General features: G+C 63.2%; 18 protein-coding genes and 1 other RNA gene. 7 read left to right on the top strand and 12 right to left on the bottom strand.

Translation table 11 applies throughout. From position 1 onward, the window contains the following. Positions 1-18: 18 nt before the first annotated feature. The 11 genes from EO99_RS0100935 to EO99_RS0100890 all read right to left on the bottom strand — a co-directional run bounded on the left by EO99_RS0100935 (position 19) and on the right by EO99_RS0100890 (position 8,702). On the bottom strand, positions 19-765 hold the full coding sequence (locus EO99_RS0100935; RefSeq protein ID WP_029616772.1) for a YebC/PmpR family DNA-binding transcriptional regulator: 747 nt from the start codon (positions 763-765) through the stop codon (positions 19-21). 110 nt (positions 766-875) lie between these two features. Beyond that, positions 876-1,730: an MBL fold metallo-hydrolase gene (locus EO99_RS0100930; RefSeq protein WP_029616771.1), complete on the bottom strand. Its 855-nt coding sequence runs from the start codon at positions 1,728-1,730 to the stop codon at positions 876-878. 104 nt (positions 1,731-1,834) lie between these two features. Next, positions 1,835-2,659, bottom strand: coding sequence for a TIGR00282 family metallophosphoesterase (locus tag EO99_RS0100925; RefSeq protein WP_029616770.1), 825 nt, complete (start codon positions 2,657-2,659; stop codon positions 1,835-1,837). Positions 2,660-2,661: 2 nt separating this feature from the next. Beyond that, a complete protein-coding gene (locus tag EO99_RS0100920) occupies positions 2,662-3,249 on the bottom strand; it encodes a 5-formyltetrahydrofolate cyclo-ligase (RefSeq protein WP_029616769.1) in 588 nt (195 codons plus the stop codon). Then, complete coding sequence (locus EO99_RS0100915) at positions 3,249-4,538, bottom strand: hemolysin family protein (RefSeq protein ID WP_029616768.1); 1,290 nt, start codon at positions 4,536-4,538, stop codon at positions 3,249-3,251. Before EO99_RS0100915 ends, EO99_RS0100920 begins: the two co-directional genes overlap by 1 nt. A gap of 209 nt (positions 4,539-4,747) precedes the next feature. Next, the gene (locus EO99_RS0100910; protein WP_029616767.1) at positions 4,748-5,782 is read right to left on the bottom strand and encodes a sensor histidine kinase; all 1,035 of its coding nucleotides are present in this window, start codon (positions 5,780-5,782) and stop codon (positions 4,748-4,750) included. Positions 5,783-5,791: 9 nt separating this feature from the next. Next, complete coding sequence (locus tag EO99_RS0100905) at positions 5,792-6,235, bottom strand: response regulator (RefSeq protein WP_029616766.1); 444 nt, start codon at positions 6,233-6,235, stop codon at positions 5,792-5,794. Further along, positions 6,232-7,731, bottom strand: coding sequence for a sensor histidine kinase (locus tag EO99_RS0100900; RefSeq protein WP_029616765.1), 1,500 nt, complete (start codon positions 7,729-7,731; stop codon positions 6,232-6,234). Before EO99_RS0100900 ends, EO99_RS0100905 begins: the two co-directional genes overlap by 4 nt. A gap of 91 nt (positions 7,732-7,822) precedes the next feature. Beyond that, positions 7,823-7,981: non-coding RNA, 6S RNA (ssrS, locus tag EO99_RS26525), on the bottom strand. A gap of 55 nt (positions 7,982-8,036) precedes the next feature. After that, entirely contained in the window at positions 8,037-8,411 is a 375-nt protein-coding gene (locus EO99_RS0100895) for a cell division protein ZapA (RefSeq protein WP_029616764.1), read from the bottom strand. Positions 8,412-8,429: 18 nt separating this feature from the next. After that, complete coding sequence (locus tag EO99_RS0100890; protein WP_029616763.1) at positions 8,430-8,702, bottom strand: DUF4164 domain-containing protein; 273 nt, start codon at positions 8,700-8,702, stop codon at positions 8,430-8,432. 309 nt (positions 8,703-9,011) lie between these two features. On the opposite strand from EO99_RS0100890, the gene tkt reads away from it, so the two are divergent. From tkt to EO99_RS0100865, 5 genes are all read left to right on the top strand, one after another. Continuing rightward, positions 9,012-10,994: a transketolase gene (tkt, locus tag EO99_RS0100885; protein ID WP_029616762.1), complete on the top strand. Its 1,983-nt coding sequence runs from the start codon at positions 9,012-9,014 to the stop codon at positions 10,992-10,994. Positions 10,995-11,060: 66 nt separating this feature from the next. Next, positions 11,061-12,065: a type I glyceraldehyde-3-phosphate dehydrogenase gene (gene gap, locus EO99_RS0100880; RefSeq protein WP_029616761.1), complete on the top strand. Its 1,005-nt coding sequence runs from the start codon at positions 11,061-11,063 to the stop codon at positions 12,063-12,065. Positions 12,066-12,299: 234 nt separating this feature from the next. After that, the gene (locus EO99_RS0100875; protein ID WP_173425132.1) at positions 12,300-14,144 is read left to right on the top strand and encodes a potassium/proton antiporter; all 1,845 of its coding nucleotides are present in this window, start codon (positions 12,300-12,302) and stop codon (positions 14,142-14,144) included. Between the two features lie 108 nt (positions 14,145-14,252). Continuing rightward, on the top strand, positions 14,253-15,452 hold the full coding sequence (locus EO99_RS0100870; RefSeq protein WP_029616759.1) for a phosphoglycerate kinase: 1,200 nt from the start codon (positions 14,253-14,255) through the stop codon (positions 15,450-15,452). A 294-nt stretch (positions 15,453-15,746) separates the two neighbouring features. Then, complete coding sequence (locus tag EO99_RS0100865) at positions 15,747-16,643, top strand: fructose bisphosphate aldolase (protein ID WP_029616758.1); 897 nt, start codon at positions 15,747-15,749, stop codon at positions 16,641-16,643. Between the two features lie 121 nt (positions 16,644-16,764). Here EO99_RS0100865 and EO99_RS27965 read toward each other — a convergent pair whose 3' ends face one another. Then, positions 16,765-16,926, bottom strand: a complete 162-nt coding sequence (locus EO99_RS27965; protein ID WP_173425131.1) for a hypothetical protein — start codon at positions 16,924-16,926, stop codon at positions 16,765-16,767. A gap of 198 nt (positions 16,927-17,124) precedes the next feature. Between EO99_RS27965 and EO99_RS0100850 the strand changes: the two genes are divergently transcribed. After that, positions 17,125-18,402 carry an MFS transporter gene (locus EO99_RS0100850; RefSeq protein ID WP_029616757.1) on the top strand — a complete coding sequence of 426 codons (1,278 nt, stop codon included), beginning with the start codon at positions 17,125-17,127 and terminating at the stop codon, positions 18,400-18,402. Continuing rightward, positions 18,402-18,590 carry a DUF1192 domain-containing protein gene (locus EO99_RS0100845; protein WP_081851946.1) on the top strand — a complete coding sequence of 63 codons (189 nt, stop codon included), beginning with the start codon at positions 18,402-18,404 and terminating at the stop codon, positions 18,588-18,590. The genes EO99_RS0100850 and EO99_RS0100845 overlap by 1 nt, the downstream gene beginning before the upstream one ends. The last annotated feature ends 134 nt before the right edge of the window (positions 18,591-18,724 follow it).

The following is an 18,724-nucleotide window of genomic DNA, read 5'->3' as shown; positions in this document are numbered from 1 at the left end:
GCCTTCTCCCTTCCCTGATCAGGCCGAGAGCTTGGCCATGACCTCGTCGGAGACTTCGAAGTTCGAGTAGACGTTCTGCACGTCGTCGTCGTCTTCCAGCGTGTCGATGAGCTTCATCAGCGACTGCGCCTTTTCCTCATCCACCGGAACCGTGTTCTGCGGCTTCCAGACGGTCTTGACCGTCTCGGCTTCACCGAGGCTTGCTTCCAGCGCCTTGGTGACTTCGCCAAGGCTCTCGAAGGCGCAGGTGATGACGTGTCCCTCTTCGTCGGTCACGACGTCGTCGGCACCTGCCTCGATCGCCGCTTCCATCACCGCATCCGCGTCGCCGACGGAAAGCTTGTAGGTGATCTCGCCGACATGGTCGAAGGAGAAGGAGACGGAGCCCGTTTCGCCGAGCGCCCCGCCGGCCTTGCTGAAGGTCGAACGGACGGAGGAGGCCGTGCGGTTGCGGTTGTCCGTCAGCGCCTCGACGATGACGGCAACGCCACCCGGGCCGTAGCCTTCGTAGCGCACGGCATCATAGTTTTCCGCGTCGGCGCCCGAGGCCTTCTTGATCGCCCGGTCGATGTTGTCCTTCGGCATCGATTGTGCCTTGGCGTTCTGGATCGCCAGGCGCAGCGCCGAGTTGGCGTCGGGATCGGGCAGACCCGATTTCGCGGCGACGGTTATCTCGCGTGCAAGCTTTGAGAACATCTTCGACCGGATCGCGTCCTGGCGACCCTTGCGGTGCATGATGTTTTTGAACTGTGAATGGCCGGCCATGGCACCCCTGATCACGTCTATTTCGTGGAATGGCCGCGTTATAGGTTCGAAGGCGCGAAGGTTCAAGCCACGAGCGGCGTTTCGCGTGCAATCGGGTCGGCAACCGTGGCTTACATCCCCTGCGGCACGAGAATGGTCGGCCGCTTCGGCAGGCTGCGCATCGACACCACGATCGTCGGCTCGCGCGCATAGGCCACATCGAACTTGCCGCCGAGCATGCCGATGAAGCGGTCGAGCCCGCCGGGCCGGTGCATCGGCAGGATCACCGAGGACCGCAACCGGTCGACCACCCGGCTCATGCTGTCGGCGCCGAGGGTCAGGCCACCGTCCACCGGCACCATCAGCATGTCGAGGCGGCCGATCTCCGTATAGTGGCTCTCGGTCAGTTCGTGATGCAGGTGCCCGAGATGGCCGATGCAGAGGCCGGCGATCTCGAAGATGAAGATCGAATTGCCGTTCTCCTCCATATCTCCGCCCCAGGAGCGGATATCGGTCGCAACATTGCGGATATAGGCATCGCCGACCACGACATTGTGCTGGATCTTCTCGCCCGGCACATCGCTCCATCCCTGCAGCACCTGCTCGATGCCGGCATCGGGGTTGAGCGTGAAATGGGTCGAATGCGCCTTGTTCATCGTCACCACGTCGGGCAGGCGCGACGGCCGGTAGACGCCGCTGTAGTCGGTGGCGATGCCGACACCGCCCGGCGTCTCGATGAAATAGGTGGAATGCCCGACATAGGTAATCCTGACCTCTTCGCGGGCGGAGAGATCCGCCGAGCGGCTGTTCTGCGCCAGCACCAGCGGGACACCGCCGGAGGGGGAATAACTGGCAAAGGTAGCACTCGGCACCGCCTGGGCGATTGCCTGGCACTGGCTGACCGCCATCGGCGCGTCCTGCGCCAGCACCTGCATGGCCGGAGCGCACAGGCAGAAGAGAACGAAGGCGACAGTCCGCAGCATCATGCCACTCCCTGATCCGTTGTGACGGCAGGATGCGGCAAGGCAGCAGGAGGGTCCAGCGGCTTCCTCAGCCGCCGGTCTCACATTTCTGTCATTCCGGAAGGAGGTTACGCCCAGAACGGCGGCACGGTCTCCTGGAGACGCGGGCCTATCCGCAGCGGCGCGATCTTCTCGGCAAGGCCGCTCGAATCGGAGATCTCGATCCCGAGGCCGCAGATCGTTGCCGGTCCGGTGGCGGCCTCGAAGCGGCCCTTCGGCATCTTCGAGATGAAGCGGTTCAGCGGCTCTTCCTTGTCCATCCCAAGCGAGGAATCATAGTCGCCGCACATGCCGGCATCCGACATGTAGCCGGTGCCGCCGTTGAGGATCTGGCAGTCGGCGGTCGGCACATGCGTGTGGGTGCCGACGACGAGGCTTGCCCGACCGTCGACGAAATGGCCGAAGCACTGCTTCTCGCTCGTCGCTTCCGCGTGAAAGTCGAAGACCACCGCATCCACCTGCTCCTTCAGCGGGCAGGCGGAAAGAATGGCCTCGGCCGAATTGAAGGGGTCATCGAGCTCCGGGTGCATGAACACCCGTCCCATGATGTTGGCCACCAGAATGCGGGCGCCATTGCGCGCGTAGTAGACGCTGGACCCGCGGCCCGGCGTGCCAGCAGGATAGTTCGCCGGCCGCAGGAACTGTTCGTGCCGCCCGGCAAAGCCGACGGCATCCTTCTGGTCCCAGACGTGATTGCCCGTGGTCACCACGTCGGCGCCGGCGTTGATCGTTTCCAGGAAGATGTCTTCCGTGATGCCGAAGCCGCCGGCCGCATTTTCGCCGTTGACGATGACGAAGTCGAGCTTCAGGTCGGAGATCAGGCCCGGCAGCCGCTCCCAGACCGCCGTCCGGCCAGTCTTGCCCACCATGTCACCCAAGAAGAGAAGTCGCATTCTTATCCAATCTGCGTGTCGAAGATCCGAAGGCCGCTTTCGCTGAGCAGGGCCTGCAGTCCAATGTCGTGAGGTTCGGTTGGGACTGATGCCACTTCCTGGCAGTCGAAGGCAATCCCGATCAGCTGCGGCCTGCGCCCCAGGGCATGCAGGCGGGCGATGGCGCGGTCGTAATAGCCGCCGCCATAGCCGATCCGCTGGCCTCTCGCGTCGAAGGCCGAAAGGGGCACCAGCATGATCTCCGGGTCGAGCACCTCGGCCTCCGGTCCGGGCGCCATCGTCCCGAAGCCGCAGTCGACCAGGGGCGCGCCGGGGACCAGCTCGCGAAACACGATCTGCTGCTTGTCGAGGATCACCGGCACGCAGATCCGCGCACCGCGACCGCGCAGCCCGGCCATCAGCGGCCGCAGGTCCATCTCGGAACGGATGGGGAGGAAGCCGGAGATGACGGTTCCCGGATCGAACTGAAGCTCCGCCAGCCCGTGGTCGGCCAGCTGCAGGCTCTTCTCGATCCGCTCGGCGACCGGAATGGCGTCCCGCGCCGTCAGTCGCCCCGCTCGCAGCTCTGCCTTTGACCCCTGCGCTGCCATCAGTCCTGGTCCCGTTGGGCCCTGCGCACGAGCAGCTTGTCGATCCGCCGGCCGTCGAGGTCGATGACCTCGAACACCCATCCCTGCCGCTCGAAGCATTCCCCGAGCTCCGGAAGATGCTTGAGTTCGTCGAGCACGAAGCCCGCAACGGTTTCATAGTCGGGATCCGCTTTGAGCCGCAGCCGCATCTCATGGGAGAACTCGTCGATCGGCATCCAGCCGGCCACCAGGAACGACCCGTCCTCACGCGCCACGATGGCAGGTTCGTCGGTTTCGTCTTCCTGGAAGACGCCGGTGATCGCCTCTAGGATGTCCGCCGAGGTGATGATGCCCTCGAAGTGGCCGTATTCGTCGTAGACGAGCACCATGTGCGCCGGCGTCTTGCGCAGCGCCTGGATGACGTCGAGCGCGCCGGTCAGGTCCGAGACGACCGGCGCTTCGCGCATCAGCTTGCGGATGTCGTCACCCGTGCCGGATGCGACGTAGTCGAAGGCGTCCTTGACGAACAGGACGCCCAGGATCTCGTCGGATGAGCCGTTTCGGATCGGCAGCCTTGTGCGCTGCGTGCGGCGCAGCTGCGCGCGGATTTCGGCGGCGTCGTCCTCGATATCCACCACCTCGACGTCCCGTCGCGGCGTCATCAGGCCGCGGGCGGTGCGGTCGGCAAGGCGCATGACGCCCGAGATCATCGCCGATTCCTCGGTCTCGATGACACCGGCGTTATGGGCCTCCGCAAGCACCGTGCGGATTTCCTCGTCCGTGACCCGCTCGCCCGTATCGCCCTTCTGGCCGAGCAGCCCGAGCACCAGCTTGCCGGACACGTCCAGGAGCCAGACGAGCGGCGCTCCGATCTTGGCGACCAGGACCATGGCCGGCGCCACGCGGGCGGCGACCGTTTCGGGAGCCCGCAGCGCGATCTGCTTCGGCACCAGCTCGCCGACGATCAGCGCCAGATAGGTGATGGCGACGACGACGGTGCCGACGCCCATTGCATCCGACCAGTTGTCCGGCAGCCCCTGCAGTTCAAGCCAATTGGCGAACCGCGCACCGAGGGTCGCGCCGGAGAAGGCGCCGGAAAGGATGCCGACCAGGGTGATCCCGATCTGGACCGATGACAGGAACCGCCCCGGATCCTCGGCCAGCCGCAGCGCCTGCCTTGCCCCCCGGCTTCCCTGCTCCGCCATGATCTTGAGCCGGACGGGGCGGGCCGACACGACCGCCAGCTCGGACATGGCAAGCACGCCGTTGAGGACGGTGAGGGCCACGACGATGAAGATTTCAGTAAACAAGAGAATCTCTCGGTTGGGACGAAAACGGATCTGCGTGGCCGATCCGCTCGAGACAGGATCGAAATGCAGTCCACCCGGCAGGTTTCCGCCCTGAGGGTCGGCGTGACATGGGCCAGGAGGGCTCATTGCCAGGCGCAGGCATTCAGGCTCCTGAATGATACGGTGGGGCCACGCCCATGGCAATGGTCGCGTCGTTCACGGAAGGACGGCTAGGGCTGGAGCGTCAGGACGAGCTCGGCGCGAGTACCGCTAGGCCGGGGCTTGTAGTCGATGGTGGAGCCGAGGGTCGCAGCCATGGACTTGACGATCCGGCTGCCGAGACCGGTGCCCTTCGGCGTGTCGCCCTCAACCCAGCCGATACCGTCGTCTTCCACGACCAGAAGCACCTGCTCCGAACCCTGCAGCATGAAGGCGACACGGACTTCGCCTTCGCCACCGTCCGGATAGGCATATTTGATCGCATTGGTAAGGAGTTCGGTGACGATCATCCCGACCGAGACGGCCCGGTCCGATGTCAGGGACACCTGGTCCGCCTGGAGCTGGATGACCGGCCCCTGCTGGTCCATGTTGACCGAATTCTGCACCTCCTTGACCAGCGTACCGAGGTATTTGTCCATCTCCACATGCCGGACGTCGTCGGAGGTATAGAGGCTGCGGTGCATGCCGGCGATGGCGGTGATCCGCGCCTGCGTCTCCGTCAGCGCATCCTTCACGTCGTCGCTCTTGCTGTTGGACGCCTGGAGGCGGATGAGCGCGGCAACGAGAGCGAGACTGTTGGCGACCCGGTGGTTGACCTCCGCCAGCAGCACTTCGGCGCGTTCCTTGCCGAGCCTGATCTCCTGATCCGCCTTTTCCTTGGCCATGCGCAGCTCGGCATTGGCGATGGCCTGCCGGAGCGCGCTTTCCATCAGCGGCCAGAATTCCCCGCCGACGGTCTTGATCACATAGTCGGAGGCACCGTTCTTCAGGGCCTCGATCGCGATGGTCGCTTCGCTGGACCCCGTGACATAGATGACCGGAAGGACGATCTGGCGCTCCTTCAGCATGCCGAGGATCTGCAGTCCGGTTTCCACGCGCAGGTAGTGGTCGAGCACGATCGCGGCGAACGAGCCGTTCTCCAGGGCCGCCAATGCCGACACGGAATCCGCCGCGTGGACCACATCGTAGCCGGCACGCCCCAGATACTTCTGCGCCAGACGGGCCAGCGCAAGATCGTCGTCGACATAAAGAACGGTTTGCGGCATCTGCTTCCGTTACTGCCCCGGCACTTGCATCACAGAGAAAAACAGGCCGAGCTGACGGATGGCATGGGCGAAGCTGTCATAGTCGACGGGCTTCGTGATGTAGACGTTTGCGCCAAGATCGTAGCAACGCTGGATTTCCCGCTCATCGTCAGTGGTCGTCAGGATGACGACCGGCAGGCGCTTCGCATGTGGGTTGGACTTCACCTTCTCCAGGATGTCAATGCCGGACATGTCGGGAAGGTTGAGGTCGAGCAGAATCAGCAGGTGGCGGTCCTGAGTGGAGACGCCCGTGCGGTCGCTGCCGAGGATGAAATCGAGCGCGGAATTGCCGTCCGTGAAGGGAACGATCTCGTTGCTGACGCCCGCCCGCCGGACATTCTTTTCGATGAGTCGCGCATGGCCCTCATCGTCTTCGACCATCACGATGGTGACTTCTTTTGCTGCCGCTTTCATGACCCGTTACTCCTGACATACTGGGACAAATCACCTGGGAGGCGAATGATGAACGTTGATCCTCCCCCCAGAGTCGATGTCACGGTAATCTCGCCGCCTAAATTTCTGACTAACGATCGGACATGGGCAAGGCCTATACCCTCTCCGGTCTTGTCTTGCACGCCCGATCTGCGGAAAAGTTCAAAGATACGTTCGTGATCTTCCGGCGCGACCCCCCGGCCGTTGTCCTCCACCTCGATGCGCACGCCGTTGCGTTTGGCGGGCATGGCGCGCACCGCCAGATGCAGCGGCCGATCGGGATGGCGATATTTCACCGCATTGTCGAAGAGATTGCCGAAGATCTGCTCGAGCGAGAAGCGGTCCGATATCAACCCCTTGGCGCCGCCGACGGCGATCCTGATCTCGCCGCCCGCCTCGTCCACCTGATGATAGATGCTGGCTGCCGTGTTCTCCAGAAGCTCCGAAAGATCGATCGGCTCCGGCTTCAGCTCCCGTCGTCCGTCCCTGGAAATCTTCAGGATGGCGTTGATCAGCCCGTCCATTTTCTTGGTGGACGACCGGATGAAGCCGATGGCTTCGGGAAGGTCTTCCTCGACCGCCACCCGCGCCTCGCGGATTTCATCCTCCGTCAGCCTGTCACCATCCGACAGGATATAGGTGCGTACGGTGCTCAGCGTCGTATCGAGCTCGCTGGTAAAGCCCATGATGTTGACGAGCGGCGCGCGCAGGTCGTGGGAGACGATATAGGCATAGCGCTGGATCTCGCGGTTGGCCTGCATCAGGTCCTCCGTCCGCTCCTCCACCCGCTCTTCGAGGCTGGCGTTCAACTCCTCGACGGCGCTCTGGGCACGGGACAGCGCGCGGACGTGCTGCATGACGATCAGGATCGCTCCTCCGACCACAGCAATGATGACGATGCCACCACCGATGGCGAACCACTGCATCGAAACCGCCGAGCTGGAGAGCTCCTCCACCCCTTCGTTCAAGCGCAGGTCCAGCGCGGCGATGAGGCTGCGAAGCAGATCCTGTGCTTCTTCCATAACCTGTCGGCCATATTCGGCACGAACCACGGCAACGGCCCCGGCAACGTCGCCGGCCTGGGCCATCGCCACCGTCTCGCGGAGTTCCGTGAGCTTCTCGGTGATCAGGTACTCGATGCGGGAAACGGAATCGACAACGGAATCCTCAGCGTCCAGCGTCGCCTTCAGGCGTTCCATGCGTATGCCGAGCTCGTCCATGGACCGCTGGTAGGGCTCCAGGAAGTTCTCGTTCTGCGTCAGAAGAAAACCGCGCTGCCCGGTTTCCGCCGCCTGCAGCAGCACCAGCATGTCGGCGGAGGCGGCGCGCGCATTGCGAAGCTCGACGACGGTCGTGAAATAGGATTGCGTCATCCGCGCCTGAAACAGGGACGACAGGACGATTCCCACGAGGATAGCTGCGCCGATCAGAAGCATCAGGATCGACGAGCGGGCAAATGTGTTTGTCTTGTGCGGCATGGGATCCCGGCATGATGGATGACGGGGGAAACTTGTTCCCCGCGGCTTCAAAGTCAAGCCGGCGCCGGCGTTCGGCAGGTGAGTTTGGTAAGTGCGATCCACGGCAACCGATGGAGGTTTACGATCCTGGGTGCCTACAAACGTAGGTGGGCGCCATATGTCCAAGCCCACGGGCCTGGCCAGGGACAGCTCCCTTTGGATCGAGTATGGCCCCAGGGATTGTGGTTCCTGTCGTGAGGCGCAGATCGCAACTCAGATATAGGCCTATTCTCTGCCGTCCGCCAGTGGCTGAAAACGCTTTTGCGTCAGTTCACGGGCGCATTTCGCCCGGTCAGCTTTCCGGTCAGCGACTCGATGCGGCCGGCGAGGTCGCCGAGCGTCGAGACCAGAAGCTGCTCATGCTGCTGATGGTGTTCGCTGTCGCCGTCGCGGGCAGATCTCAGCGCGGCGATATCGGCCTCGCAGGCGGCCAGCTTCCGCTTCAATTCCGACAGCTCGTCCATCACCATGATGCCGGCCATGACAGTCAGCCGCAGGTCGCCGATCTCCCCGAACTGGCTCTTCAGGTGCCCGACATACTGGTCGAAACCGGCTGCAAGGTCGGTCAGGTGGTCTTCCTGGCCCTCTTCGCAGGCCATGCGGTAGGCCTTGCCGTCGATCGTTACCGTCACCTGAGCCATGGCTTGTCCTTCGCTGCGCTATCGGTCGAGGACCGCGCGGATGGTCTCCATCGCCGTGACCAGACGACGCGAAACCTCGCGGTTGACCTCTTCCAGCCGATTGGCGCGAAACTGTGACTGGTCGAGTTCCTGGGCGAGCCGGGCTCGATCCGCATGAACGCGGCGCACCTCGCCCTCGGCATCGGCGCTCTGGCGCTGATGCTCGATACGCATGTCGACCGCATTCTCGAGACCGCCAATGGCAGCCGCGAGCTCGGCAAGTGCCTGATCCAACGTCTTTTCCGCCGGCATCCGAATCTTCCGTGTGAACCTTGCCGAATCGGCTCTCGCGCCGATCTGACTTCGACGGCAGACTATTCAGCCCTCCGACACGGGTCAACAAAGCCGCCGCGACAGCCCACGTGTATCTTGTGAATCCAGAGGACGGCGGCCTTGGCTCGATGTGCCCGCCGATGAGGCAAAGCGTCTCGCACCTGCCCAAATGGACGGCTGATCCGGGCCAGTTTTGTTGACTTGCGCGTTGCACCTGATATGGATCAGCCGCTTTCACGCGGTCCGTCTGAAGACCGTGAACGACACCCGGAACACAGCGGAACAGTCATGATCTCTCGCGAAAAACACGACCGGATGGCCAATGCGATCCGCTTCCTTTCCATGGACGCCGTGGAGAAGGCCAACTCCGGCCACCCCGGTCTCCCGATGGGAGCCGCCGATGTGGCGACGGTTCTGTTCAGCCGCTTCATGAACTTCGACCCGAAGAACCCGCTCTGGCCCGACCGCGACCGTTTCGTGCTGTCGGCCGGCCACGGCTCGATGCTTCTGTACTCGCTCCTCTACCTGACGGGCTACGAAGACATCACCATCGAAGACATCAAGCAGTTCCGCCAGCTGGGGTCCAAGACCGCCGGCCATCCGGAATACGGCCACATCTCCGGCATCGAGACGACCACGGGTCCGCTCGGCCAGGGCGTGTCCAACGCCGTGGGGATGGCGATCGCCGAGCGCAAGCTTTCCGAGGAATTCGGTTCCGACCTCCAGAACCACCACACCTATGCGCTCGTCGGCGACGGTTGCCTGATGGAAGGCATCAGCCAGGAAGCCATCGCCCTTGCCGGCCACCTGAAGCTCAACAAGCTCATCGTCTTCTGGGACAACAACTCGATCACCATCGACGGCGCGGTCTCCCTGTCGGACTCCACCGATCAGATCGCCCGCTTCAAGTCCGTCAACTGGAACACCATCTCCGTCGACGGCCATGATCCCGATGCGATCGCGGCTGCCATCGAAGCCGCTCACCTGTCCGACAAGCCGACCCTGATCGCCTGCAAGACCGTGATCGGCTTCGGCGCGCCCAACAAGCAGGGTACCCACAAGGTTCACGGCAGCCCGCTCGGCGCCGAGGAAATCGCAGCTGCCCGCAAGTCGCTCAACTGGGATGCAGAAGCCTTCAGCGTACCGGCCGACGTTCTGGACGCCTGGCGCCTCGCCGGCCTGCGCTCCACCAAGGTCCGCATGGAGTGGGAAGACCGGCTGGGCGCCACCGCAAACGAGACGCGCGCCGAATTCGTGCGCCGCTTCGCAGGCGACCTGCCCGGCGACTTCGACAGCACGATCGACGCCTTCAAGAAGAAGGTGGCCGCCAACAATCCGACCGTTGCCACACGCAAGGCATCGGAAGACGTGCTGGAGATCATCAACGGCCTGCTGCCGGAGACGCTCGGCGGTTCGGCCGATCTGACGCCATCCAACAACACCAAGACGACCCAGATGCAGGCGATCACGCCAGCTGACTTCTCCGGCCGCTACCTTCACTACGGCATCCGCGAGCATGCCATGGCCGCGGCCATGAACGGCATTGCCCTGCACGGCGGCCTCATCCCCTATGCCGGCGGCTTCCTGATCTTCTCCGACTACTGCCGCCCCTCGGTCCGCCTTGCCGCCCTCATGGGTATCCGCGTCATCCATGTCTGGACGCATGACTCCATCGGCGTCGGCGAAGATGGCCCAACCCACCAGCCGGTCGAGCATCTGGCCGCGCTGCGTGCGATCCCTAACCTCCTCGTCTTCCGTCCGGCGGACGAAACCGAGACGGCCGAGTGCTGGCAGCTGGCGCTGAAGGAAAAGCATCGCCCGTCCGGCCTGGCGCTCACCCGCCAGAACCTCGCACCGGCCCGCAAGGAATACGAAGAGAAGAACCTCTGCGCCTATGGTGCCTACGAGCTGGTCTCTTCCAGCGATGCGCAGGTGACGATCTTCGCCTCCGGTTCGGAAGTCGAGATCGCCCTGAAGGCCAACGAGATGCTGCAGCAGCGTGGTATTGCCAGCCGTGTCGTCTCCGTTCCCTGCGTCGAACTCTTCATGGGGCAGCCCGACGACTATCGCGCTGCCATCATCGGCACTTCGCCGGTCAAGATCGCGGTGGAAGCGGCCGTGCGCGAAGGCTGGGACGCCATCATCGGCTCCGACGGCATCTTCATCGGCATGAAGTCCTTTGGGGCATCGGGCCCGGCGAAAGAACTCTACAAGCACTTCGGCATCACGGCGGAAGCCGTGGTGGAATCGGCCGAGAAGCGACTTTCGTAAAGCCGTTCTCCTCGCGTCAGCAAGGTTGACCAACACGCTACGACAGACCAGCGGGAGTATGTGAAAATGACAGTTAAAGTGGGTATCAACGGCTTCGGCCGTATTGGGCGCAACGTTCTGCGCGCCATCGTGGAGTCCGGCCGCACCGACATCGAGGTCGTCGCCATCAACGATCTCGGCCCGGTCGAAACCAACGCGCATCTGCTTCGCTACGATAGCGTCCACGGCAAGTTCCCGGCCAACGTCCGGGTCGACGGCGACACCATCATCATCGATGGCGGCAAGCCGATCAAGGTGACCGCGGTGCGCGATCCCAAGGACCTGCCATGGGCCGACGTCGATATCGCCATGGAATGCACCGGCATCTTCACCTCCAAGGAGAAGGCCAGCCTGCACCTGTCGAACGGCTCCAAGCGCGTGCTGGTTTCGGCTCCGGCCGAGGGCGCCGACAAGACGATCGTCTACGGCGTCAACCACAGCGCCCTGACCAAGGACGACCTCGTCGTCTCCAACGCCTCCTGCACCACCAACTGCCTCGCTCCGGTCGCCTATGTCCTGCACAAGGCCTTCGGCATCGAGAAGGGCTACATGACGACGGTGCACTCCTACACCGGCGACCAGCCGACGCTCGACACCATGCACAAGGACCTCTACCGCGCCCGCGCCGCGGCCATGTCGATGATCCCGACCTCGACGGGCGCCGCCAAGGCCGTCGGCCTCGTGCTGCCGGAACTGAAGGGCAAGCTCGACGGTTCGGCCATCCGCGTTCCCACGCCGAACGTCTCGGTCGTCGACCTGAAGTTCATTCCTTCGCGCAGCGTCACGAAGGCAGAGGTCAACGAGGCGATCAAGGCCGCTGCCGAAGGCGAACTGAAGGGCATCCTGGACTATGTAACGGATCCGCTCGTCTCGATCGACTTCAACCATGACCCGCATTCGTCGAACTTCGCGGCGGACCAGACCAAGGTCCTGGAAGGCAATCTCGTGCGTATCCTCACCTGGTACGACAACGAGTGGGGCTTCTCGAACCGCATGTCCGACACGGCCGTCGTGATGGGCAAGCTGATCTAAAAAACCAGATATCGAAGTACTGGAAAGGCGGGCCGGATTTCGGCCCGCCTTTTCTTTTTATTTCTCTTCTGCCCTTCTGTTGCCGGATTTGTTCCCGCCTCTACAATATCTTGTTTCGAATCGTCCGTTCTGCAGAAATCCCAAATTGCGTGGATCCAGCGGGTCGCGGTGCACAGCCGTAGGCATGGGCGACCGGTGGGTCGGCCGGCCCCAGAAGGATAGGAAGAAACCGCGATGGTGGATGCGTTTTACATTTTCCTGCTGGTCGGCACGATCCTCGTGCTGGCGGCCGCATTTTCCAGCCTCATCGCCTTCCGCTTCGGCGCACCGCTGCTGCTTGTCTTCCTGTCGATCGGCCTCATTGCCGGCGTCGATGGCCTGGGGATCGCCTTCGACAACTTCTCGCTCGCCTATATGCTGGGCTCCCTGGCGCTGGCCATCATCCTCTTTGATTCCGGCTTCGGCACCTCCATCCACTCCTTCCGCGTCGCCGCCTGGCCGGCACTGACACTGGCCTCCGTCGGCGTTCTCGTCACCGCCTCGATCTTCGCCTTTGCCGCCATGCTGCTCCTCGATTTTACCTGGCTGGAAGGGCTGCTCCTTGGCTCCATCGTCGGATCGACCGATGCGGCCGCCGTTTTCTTCCTGCTGCGCATCGGCGGCATCAACATCCGCGACCAGGTCCGCTCGACGCTCGAGGTCGAATCCGGCACCAACGACCCGATGGCGATCTTCCTGACCATCGCACTCGTCGAGGTGATTGCCAGCGGCGAGGGCTTTGCCGGACTGGACGCGCAGTTCCTGCTGCTCTTCGTCCAGCAGATGGCGCTCGGCGTCCTCTTCGGCTTCCTCGGCGGGATGATGATCGTCTGGGTTCTCAACCGCTTCACCAAGGACAGGAGCCTGGCGCCGATCTTCGTGCTGGCGCTCGCCCTCCTGGTCTTCGCCTTCACCGGCGCCATCGGCGGCAGCGGCTTCCTGGCGGTCTATGTGGCCGGCATCTATGCCGGCAACCGCAAGATGTTTGCCCGCGAATCCATCGCCCGCTTCCACGCCGGACTGACTTGGCTCGCCCAGATCATCATGTTCATCGTTCTCGGGCTGCTGGCGACACCGTCGCAGTTCCCCTCGATCGCCCTGCCGGCTGTGGGTCTGGCCCTGTTCCTGGTCTTCATCGCCCGTCCGCTCGCCGTCTGGCTGAGCCTCCTGCCCTTCCAGATGACGCAGCAGGAAACCGGCTTCGTCGCATGGGTGGGGCTGCGCGGTGCCGTCTCCATCCTGCTCGCCATCATGCCCCTGCTCGGCGGCCTGGAGAACGGCCTCCTCTTCTTCAACACCGCCTTCATCATCGTGCTGGTGTCGCTGCTGCTGCAGGGCTGGACGATCAAGCCCATGGCCCAGAAGCTTGGCCTGATCATCCCCCCCAGGCACGGCGAGATCGACAAGGTCGAGCTGGACCTCCCGGGCAAGTCCACCCATGAGCTCCTCTCCTATCGCGTCATGAAGGACAGTCCCGTCATGCGCGGCGAGCGCATTCCCCGCTGGGCCATGCCGTCGCTCGTCATCCGCGACGGCCGCAGCATGCGCTACCAGTATGCCGGTCGGCTGCAGGAAGGCGACCAGCTCTACCTCTTCGTGACACCCCCCTACATCCGCCTGCTCGACCGCCTGTTCGCCAGCCGCCTGCCGGTCGAATCCGACGACGAGGACTTCTTCGGCGCCTTCGCCGTCTCGCCATCGCGCCCTGCCAAGGAACTGGATACCGCCTACGGCCCGGGGCTTCTCTCCCCCGCCGAGCAGAACATGACGATTGCCGAGCTCATGATCCACCGGCTTGGCGGGCGGGCCGAATATGCCGACCGCGTCCGTTTCGGCTCCGTCGTTCTGATCGTCCGCGACCTCGACGAGAACAATGCCATCCTTTCCGTCGGCGTCTCTCTGGAGCCCGTCGAGCCGGCGACGACCCTGCCGGTCTTCATCAACATGCGCGAGATCGCCCATCGTGTGCGCGACGGCCTGCGGCGCTATCGTGGCAAGGCAACGTCTCCATCGGCGCCGGACGGCAAACCGTCGGATTGAGGAGCGGCCGGCGGCGGATTCCCGCTTCGCCGCCTTGCGCGCCCGATCAGGAATAGTATGGTCCGCTTCCGAAAGACCTAGCGATATTCCAGCCGACGGGGACCATCCATGCCTGCCTTCAAGACACTTGACGACCTCAACGATATCGCTGGAAAGCGCGTGCTTGTCCGCGTTGACCTGAACGTTCCGGTCTCGGAAGGCCGGGTAACCGATGCGACCCGCATCGAGCGCGTCGCCCCGACGATCCGCGAACTGAGCAACAAGCAGGCCAAGGTCATTCTGCTGGCTCATTTCGGCCGCCCCAAGGGCGAGCCCGTGGCGGACATGTCGCTGTCGCTGATTGCCCCGGCCGTCGAGGATGTGCTCGATCACGCCGTCTTCTTTGCCGCCGACTGCATCGGGCAGCCCGCGGAAGAGGCGATTGCGAAGATGAACAACGGCGACATCCTGCTCCTGGAGAACACCCGCTTTCACAAGGGTGAAGAGAAGAACGATCCGGAGTTCGCCGCAGCGCTTGCGAAGAACGGCGACATCTACGTCAATGACGCCTTCTCCGCCGCCCACCGTGCCCACGCCTCCACCGAGGGCCTGGCGCGCCACCTGCCCGCCTATGCCGGCCGCACGATGCAGGAAGAGCTCGAGGCGCTGGAGAAAGGTCTCGGCAACCCGACCCGTCCGGTGGTCGCTATTGTCGGCGGCGCCAAGGTCTCCACCAAGATCGACCTGCTGATGAACCTCGTCACAAAGGTCGACGCCTTGGTGATCGGCGGCGGCATGGCCAATACCTTCCTGGCGGCACAGGGCATAGACGTCGGCAAGTCGCTCTGCGAACACGACCTGGCCGAAACCGCCCGCAAGATCATGGCGGAGGCGGAAACCGCCGGCTGCTCGATCGTCCTGCCGGTCGACGGCGTAATCGCCCGGGAATTCAAGGCAGGTGCCGAGAACGAGGTGGTCGCCATCGACGCCATCCCGGCCGATGCCATGATGCTGGACGTCGGCCCGAAGTCCGTCGAGAAGATCAACGACTGGATCTCCAAGGCCGAGACGCTCGTATGGAACGGCCCTCTCGGCGCCTTCGAGATCGAACCCTTCGACACCGCAACGGTCGAGGCAGCGCGCCACGCCGCCGAACGCACCCGCGCCGGCAAGCTGATCTCGGTTGCCGGCGGCGGCGACACGGTCGCAGCGCTTCATCACGCGGGAGTGGCCGAAGACTTCACCTATATCTCGACCGCCGGTGGCGCCTTCCTGGAATGGATGGAAGGCAAGGAACTGCCGGGCGTCGACGTTCTGCGCCACGTCTGAGATCTGGTGAAGGCGCGGAAAATAGGCTGTTCTGCGCCTTCGTCAACGGGATTTAAAACATTTAGAAGTTTTAAACGATTGAAACGAATTCAATCGTTTCAATCAGTTAGGCCAGGATTTACTTCCGCCCTACATCTGTTATCGGCCATTTGAAGCCTTCGAAAGAAGGGCGGAAGAGCCGAACGGCCTGAGGATATCGATCTGCGGATCGATCAAACCGGCCTTGCTGGCTGGCCGTGACATCGACGATGTTTGTGAGCGCGTACCGCGCCATGTGAGGGATAGGAGCGAGATATGGTGGACGCGAAGATGTTGAACAAGATCGGCTCTGCGCCCGGTTTCATTGCGGCGCTGGATCAGAGTGGTGGTTCAACACCCAAAGCGCTGCAGCTCTACGGCATTGCCGAGTCGGAGTACCAGGGTGACGAGGAGATGTTCCGCCTGATGCATGCGATGCGTGCCCGCATCATGCGTGCGCCTGCGTTTACGGGCGACAAGGTCATCGCCGCGATCCTCTTCGAGCGGACCATGGACGGCGACGTCGACGGTCAGCCTGTTCCGTCCTATCTGTGGGAAAAGCGCGGCGTCGTGCCTTTCCTCAAGGTCGACAAGGGTCTCGAAGCCGAGCAGGACGGCGTCCAGGTGATGAAGTCCATGCCCGATCTGGACGCGCTCCTCATCCGCGGTCGCGAAAAGGGAATTTTCGGCACCAAGATGCGCTCGGTGATCGCTAAGGCCGACAAGGCCGGCATCGCGGCCGTCGTGCAGCAGCAGTTCGAGGTGGCGCGCCAGATCATCGCCCAGGGCCTTATGCCGATCATCGAGCCGGAAGTCTCCATCAAGAGCCCGACGAAGGGTGAGGCCGAAGCCATTCTTCGCGAGGAGATCGCGCAGCAGCTCGACAAGCTCCCGTCGGGCGAGAACGTGATGCTGAAATTGACGATCCCGACCGTGCCCGACTTCTATGCTCCCCTGATCGAACACAAGGCGGTCATCCGGCTTGTGGCCCTGTCCGGCGGCTACAGCCGCGCGGAAGCCTGCGAAAAGCTGAAGCACAACCATGGCATGATCGCGAGTTTCTCGCGGGCGCTGACGGAGAACCTGCGCGTCACCATGAGCGACGCAGAGTTCAACGCGAGCCTGGCCGAAACGATCGACGAGATCTACGCTGCCAGCGTGAACAAGGCCTGATCAGGCCTCCCCGTCCCGGGGCGGCAACCTGGAAGGGCCGCCTGGTCCATCACCCGTCGGAAACAACAAAGGCCGCGCCGGCAACGGGCGGCCTTTATCATTGTCAAATCGCATAGATGCCCTAGCTGAAGTCGCGAGCCAGTAGAACCAGCGCCCACAGACCGAAAGCCAGGACGGCGATCTTCCAGCAATCGGCGCGGCGTCTCAGTCCCGGCAGCCCAAGAGGGCGGATGATATGCACCAGCATGGCAAGGAGCAGCAGGACGCCTATCACCTTCGACATGAAATTCTCCCTCGGCCCGCCTCCGTCGTCACAGGCTGGACATCTTTGCTGGCCACCAATGCGGCTTGATCGAATCGGACCGGGTTCGAAGCTTTAATCAAGACCGGTCGTTAATCCTCAGTTGACGGTACAGGCAACATATATTCCGCTATGCCTCGCCAAGGCCCATCCTCCGGACCGAAGAAGTTGGTCATAGACATGCGACGTAACCTGCTGCCAGTCCTGGCTCTTCTGACCAGTACGCTGTTTCTGTTCCTCGGCAACGGCCTCCAGGGCCTGCTTCTGCCTGTTCGCGGCTCGCTGGAGGGCTATTCGAACGAAATTCTCGGCCTGATCGGCACCACGTGGGCGACGGGCTTCGTCGTCGGCTGCTTCGTGGCGCCCAATCTGGTGCGCCGCATCGGCCATGTCCGCGCCTTTGCCGGCTTCGGTGCCCTGATCTGCCTCAACGTTCTCCTGACCGGCATCCTCGTCGATCAGACCGCCTGGCTCATCCTTCGCGCCGTCACCGGTTTCTGCACCGCGGGCACGTGCATGATCATCGAGAGCTGGCTGAACGAGCGCGCCACCAACGAGAGCCGCGGCGCGATCTTCTCCTTCTATATCTCCATCACGCTCTTCGGCGTCGTCGGCGGCCAGATGATGGTGCCGTTTGTCGATATTTCGACGCCTATCCTGTTCATGATCTGCGGCATTCTCTACTGCCTGGCGATCATTCCCACCGCCGTCTCGCGGGCCGCCTCGCCGCAGCCGCTGAAGCGCGTGAAGATCGACCTGAAGGGGCTCTACCACAACTCTCCGGTCTCCTTCATCGCCATCCTGCTGATCGGCACCGCCAACGGCGCCTATGGCACGCTGGCTGCCGTGTTCGGTGCGCGCGCGGGATTGCCGGAGGGAACTATCGCGCTGATGGTCAGCATCACCATCTTTGCCGGCGCCATCGCCCAGTTCCCGGCCGGACGGCTGTCGGACACCATGGACAGGCGCTATGTCCTGGCGGCATTGTCGGCCGTCGGCGCCGCGGCAGGTCTGGCCCTCGCCCTGTTTCAGCCGAGCGGCGTCTATGCCATCCTCATCCTGGTCGCAATCTATGGCGCCGCGTCCAACGCACTCTATCCGATCGCCGTGGCGCATGCCAACGACCACGCCTCCCCCGAGGACTTCGTGAAGGTCTCCGGCGGCCTTCTGCTGCTCTTCGGCATCGGCACCATCATCGGCCCGAGCCTCGGCGGCCCCGTGATGAGCTGGCTCGGCCCGCATGCCCTCTTTGCCGTCACCGCCGCAAGCCACCTGCTCGTCACCGCCTATGCCATCTTCCGCAGCCGCAGGCGCGCACCGGTGCCGGTGGCCGACCGCGACAGCTACGCCGGCTCGCCGGCACTGGCGCCCTCGCTCACGACCCCGGAAAGCCTGCTGCTCAATCCGCGGGCCAACGAGAACAGCACCGACGATCCCTCGGAAAGGCAGGCGAGCTGATGTTTGGAGACGAGGACAGACCGATCAAGAAGCCTGCCGCGCACGAGATCGGCGGCGATCTCGGTTCACTTTCCGTTGAAGACCTGGCTGAACGCATCGATCTCCTGCGGGCGGAGATCCTTCGCGTCGAGGCAGAGAAGGAAAGGAAGTCTGCGGGACGGCGGGCAGCAGACAGTTTCTTCCGCTAGACCGGTCGATCATCAGTTGGATTCAAAGTAAATCAATTCTATCTTTAACTAAATATTAATCATCTTGGCTGATGATAACAAACATCCGGGCTTCCCGGACTCAGACAGTTTCACCATGTGGCGAAGAGGTCTGA

Source organism: Pseudorhizobium marinum (genome assembly GCF_000705355.1).
Taxonomy (GTDB): domain Bacteria; phylum Pseudomonadota; class Alphaproteobacteria; order Rhizobiales; family Rhizobiaceae; genus Neorhizobium; species Neorhizobium pelagicum.
This window is presented reverse-complemented; position numbering and strand designations above follow the sequence as displayed.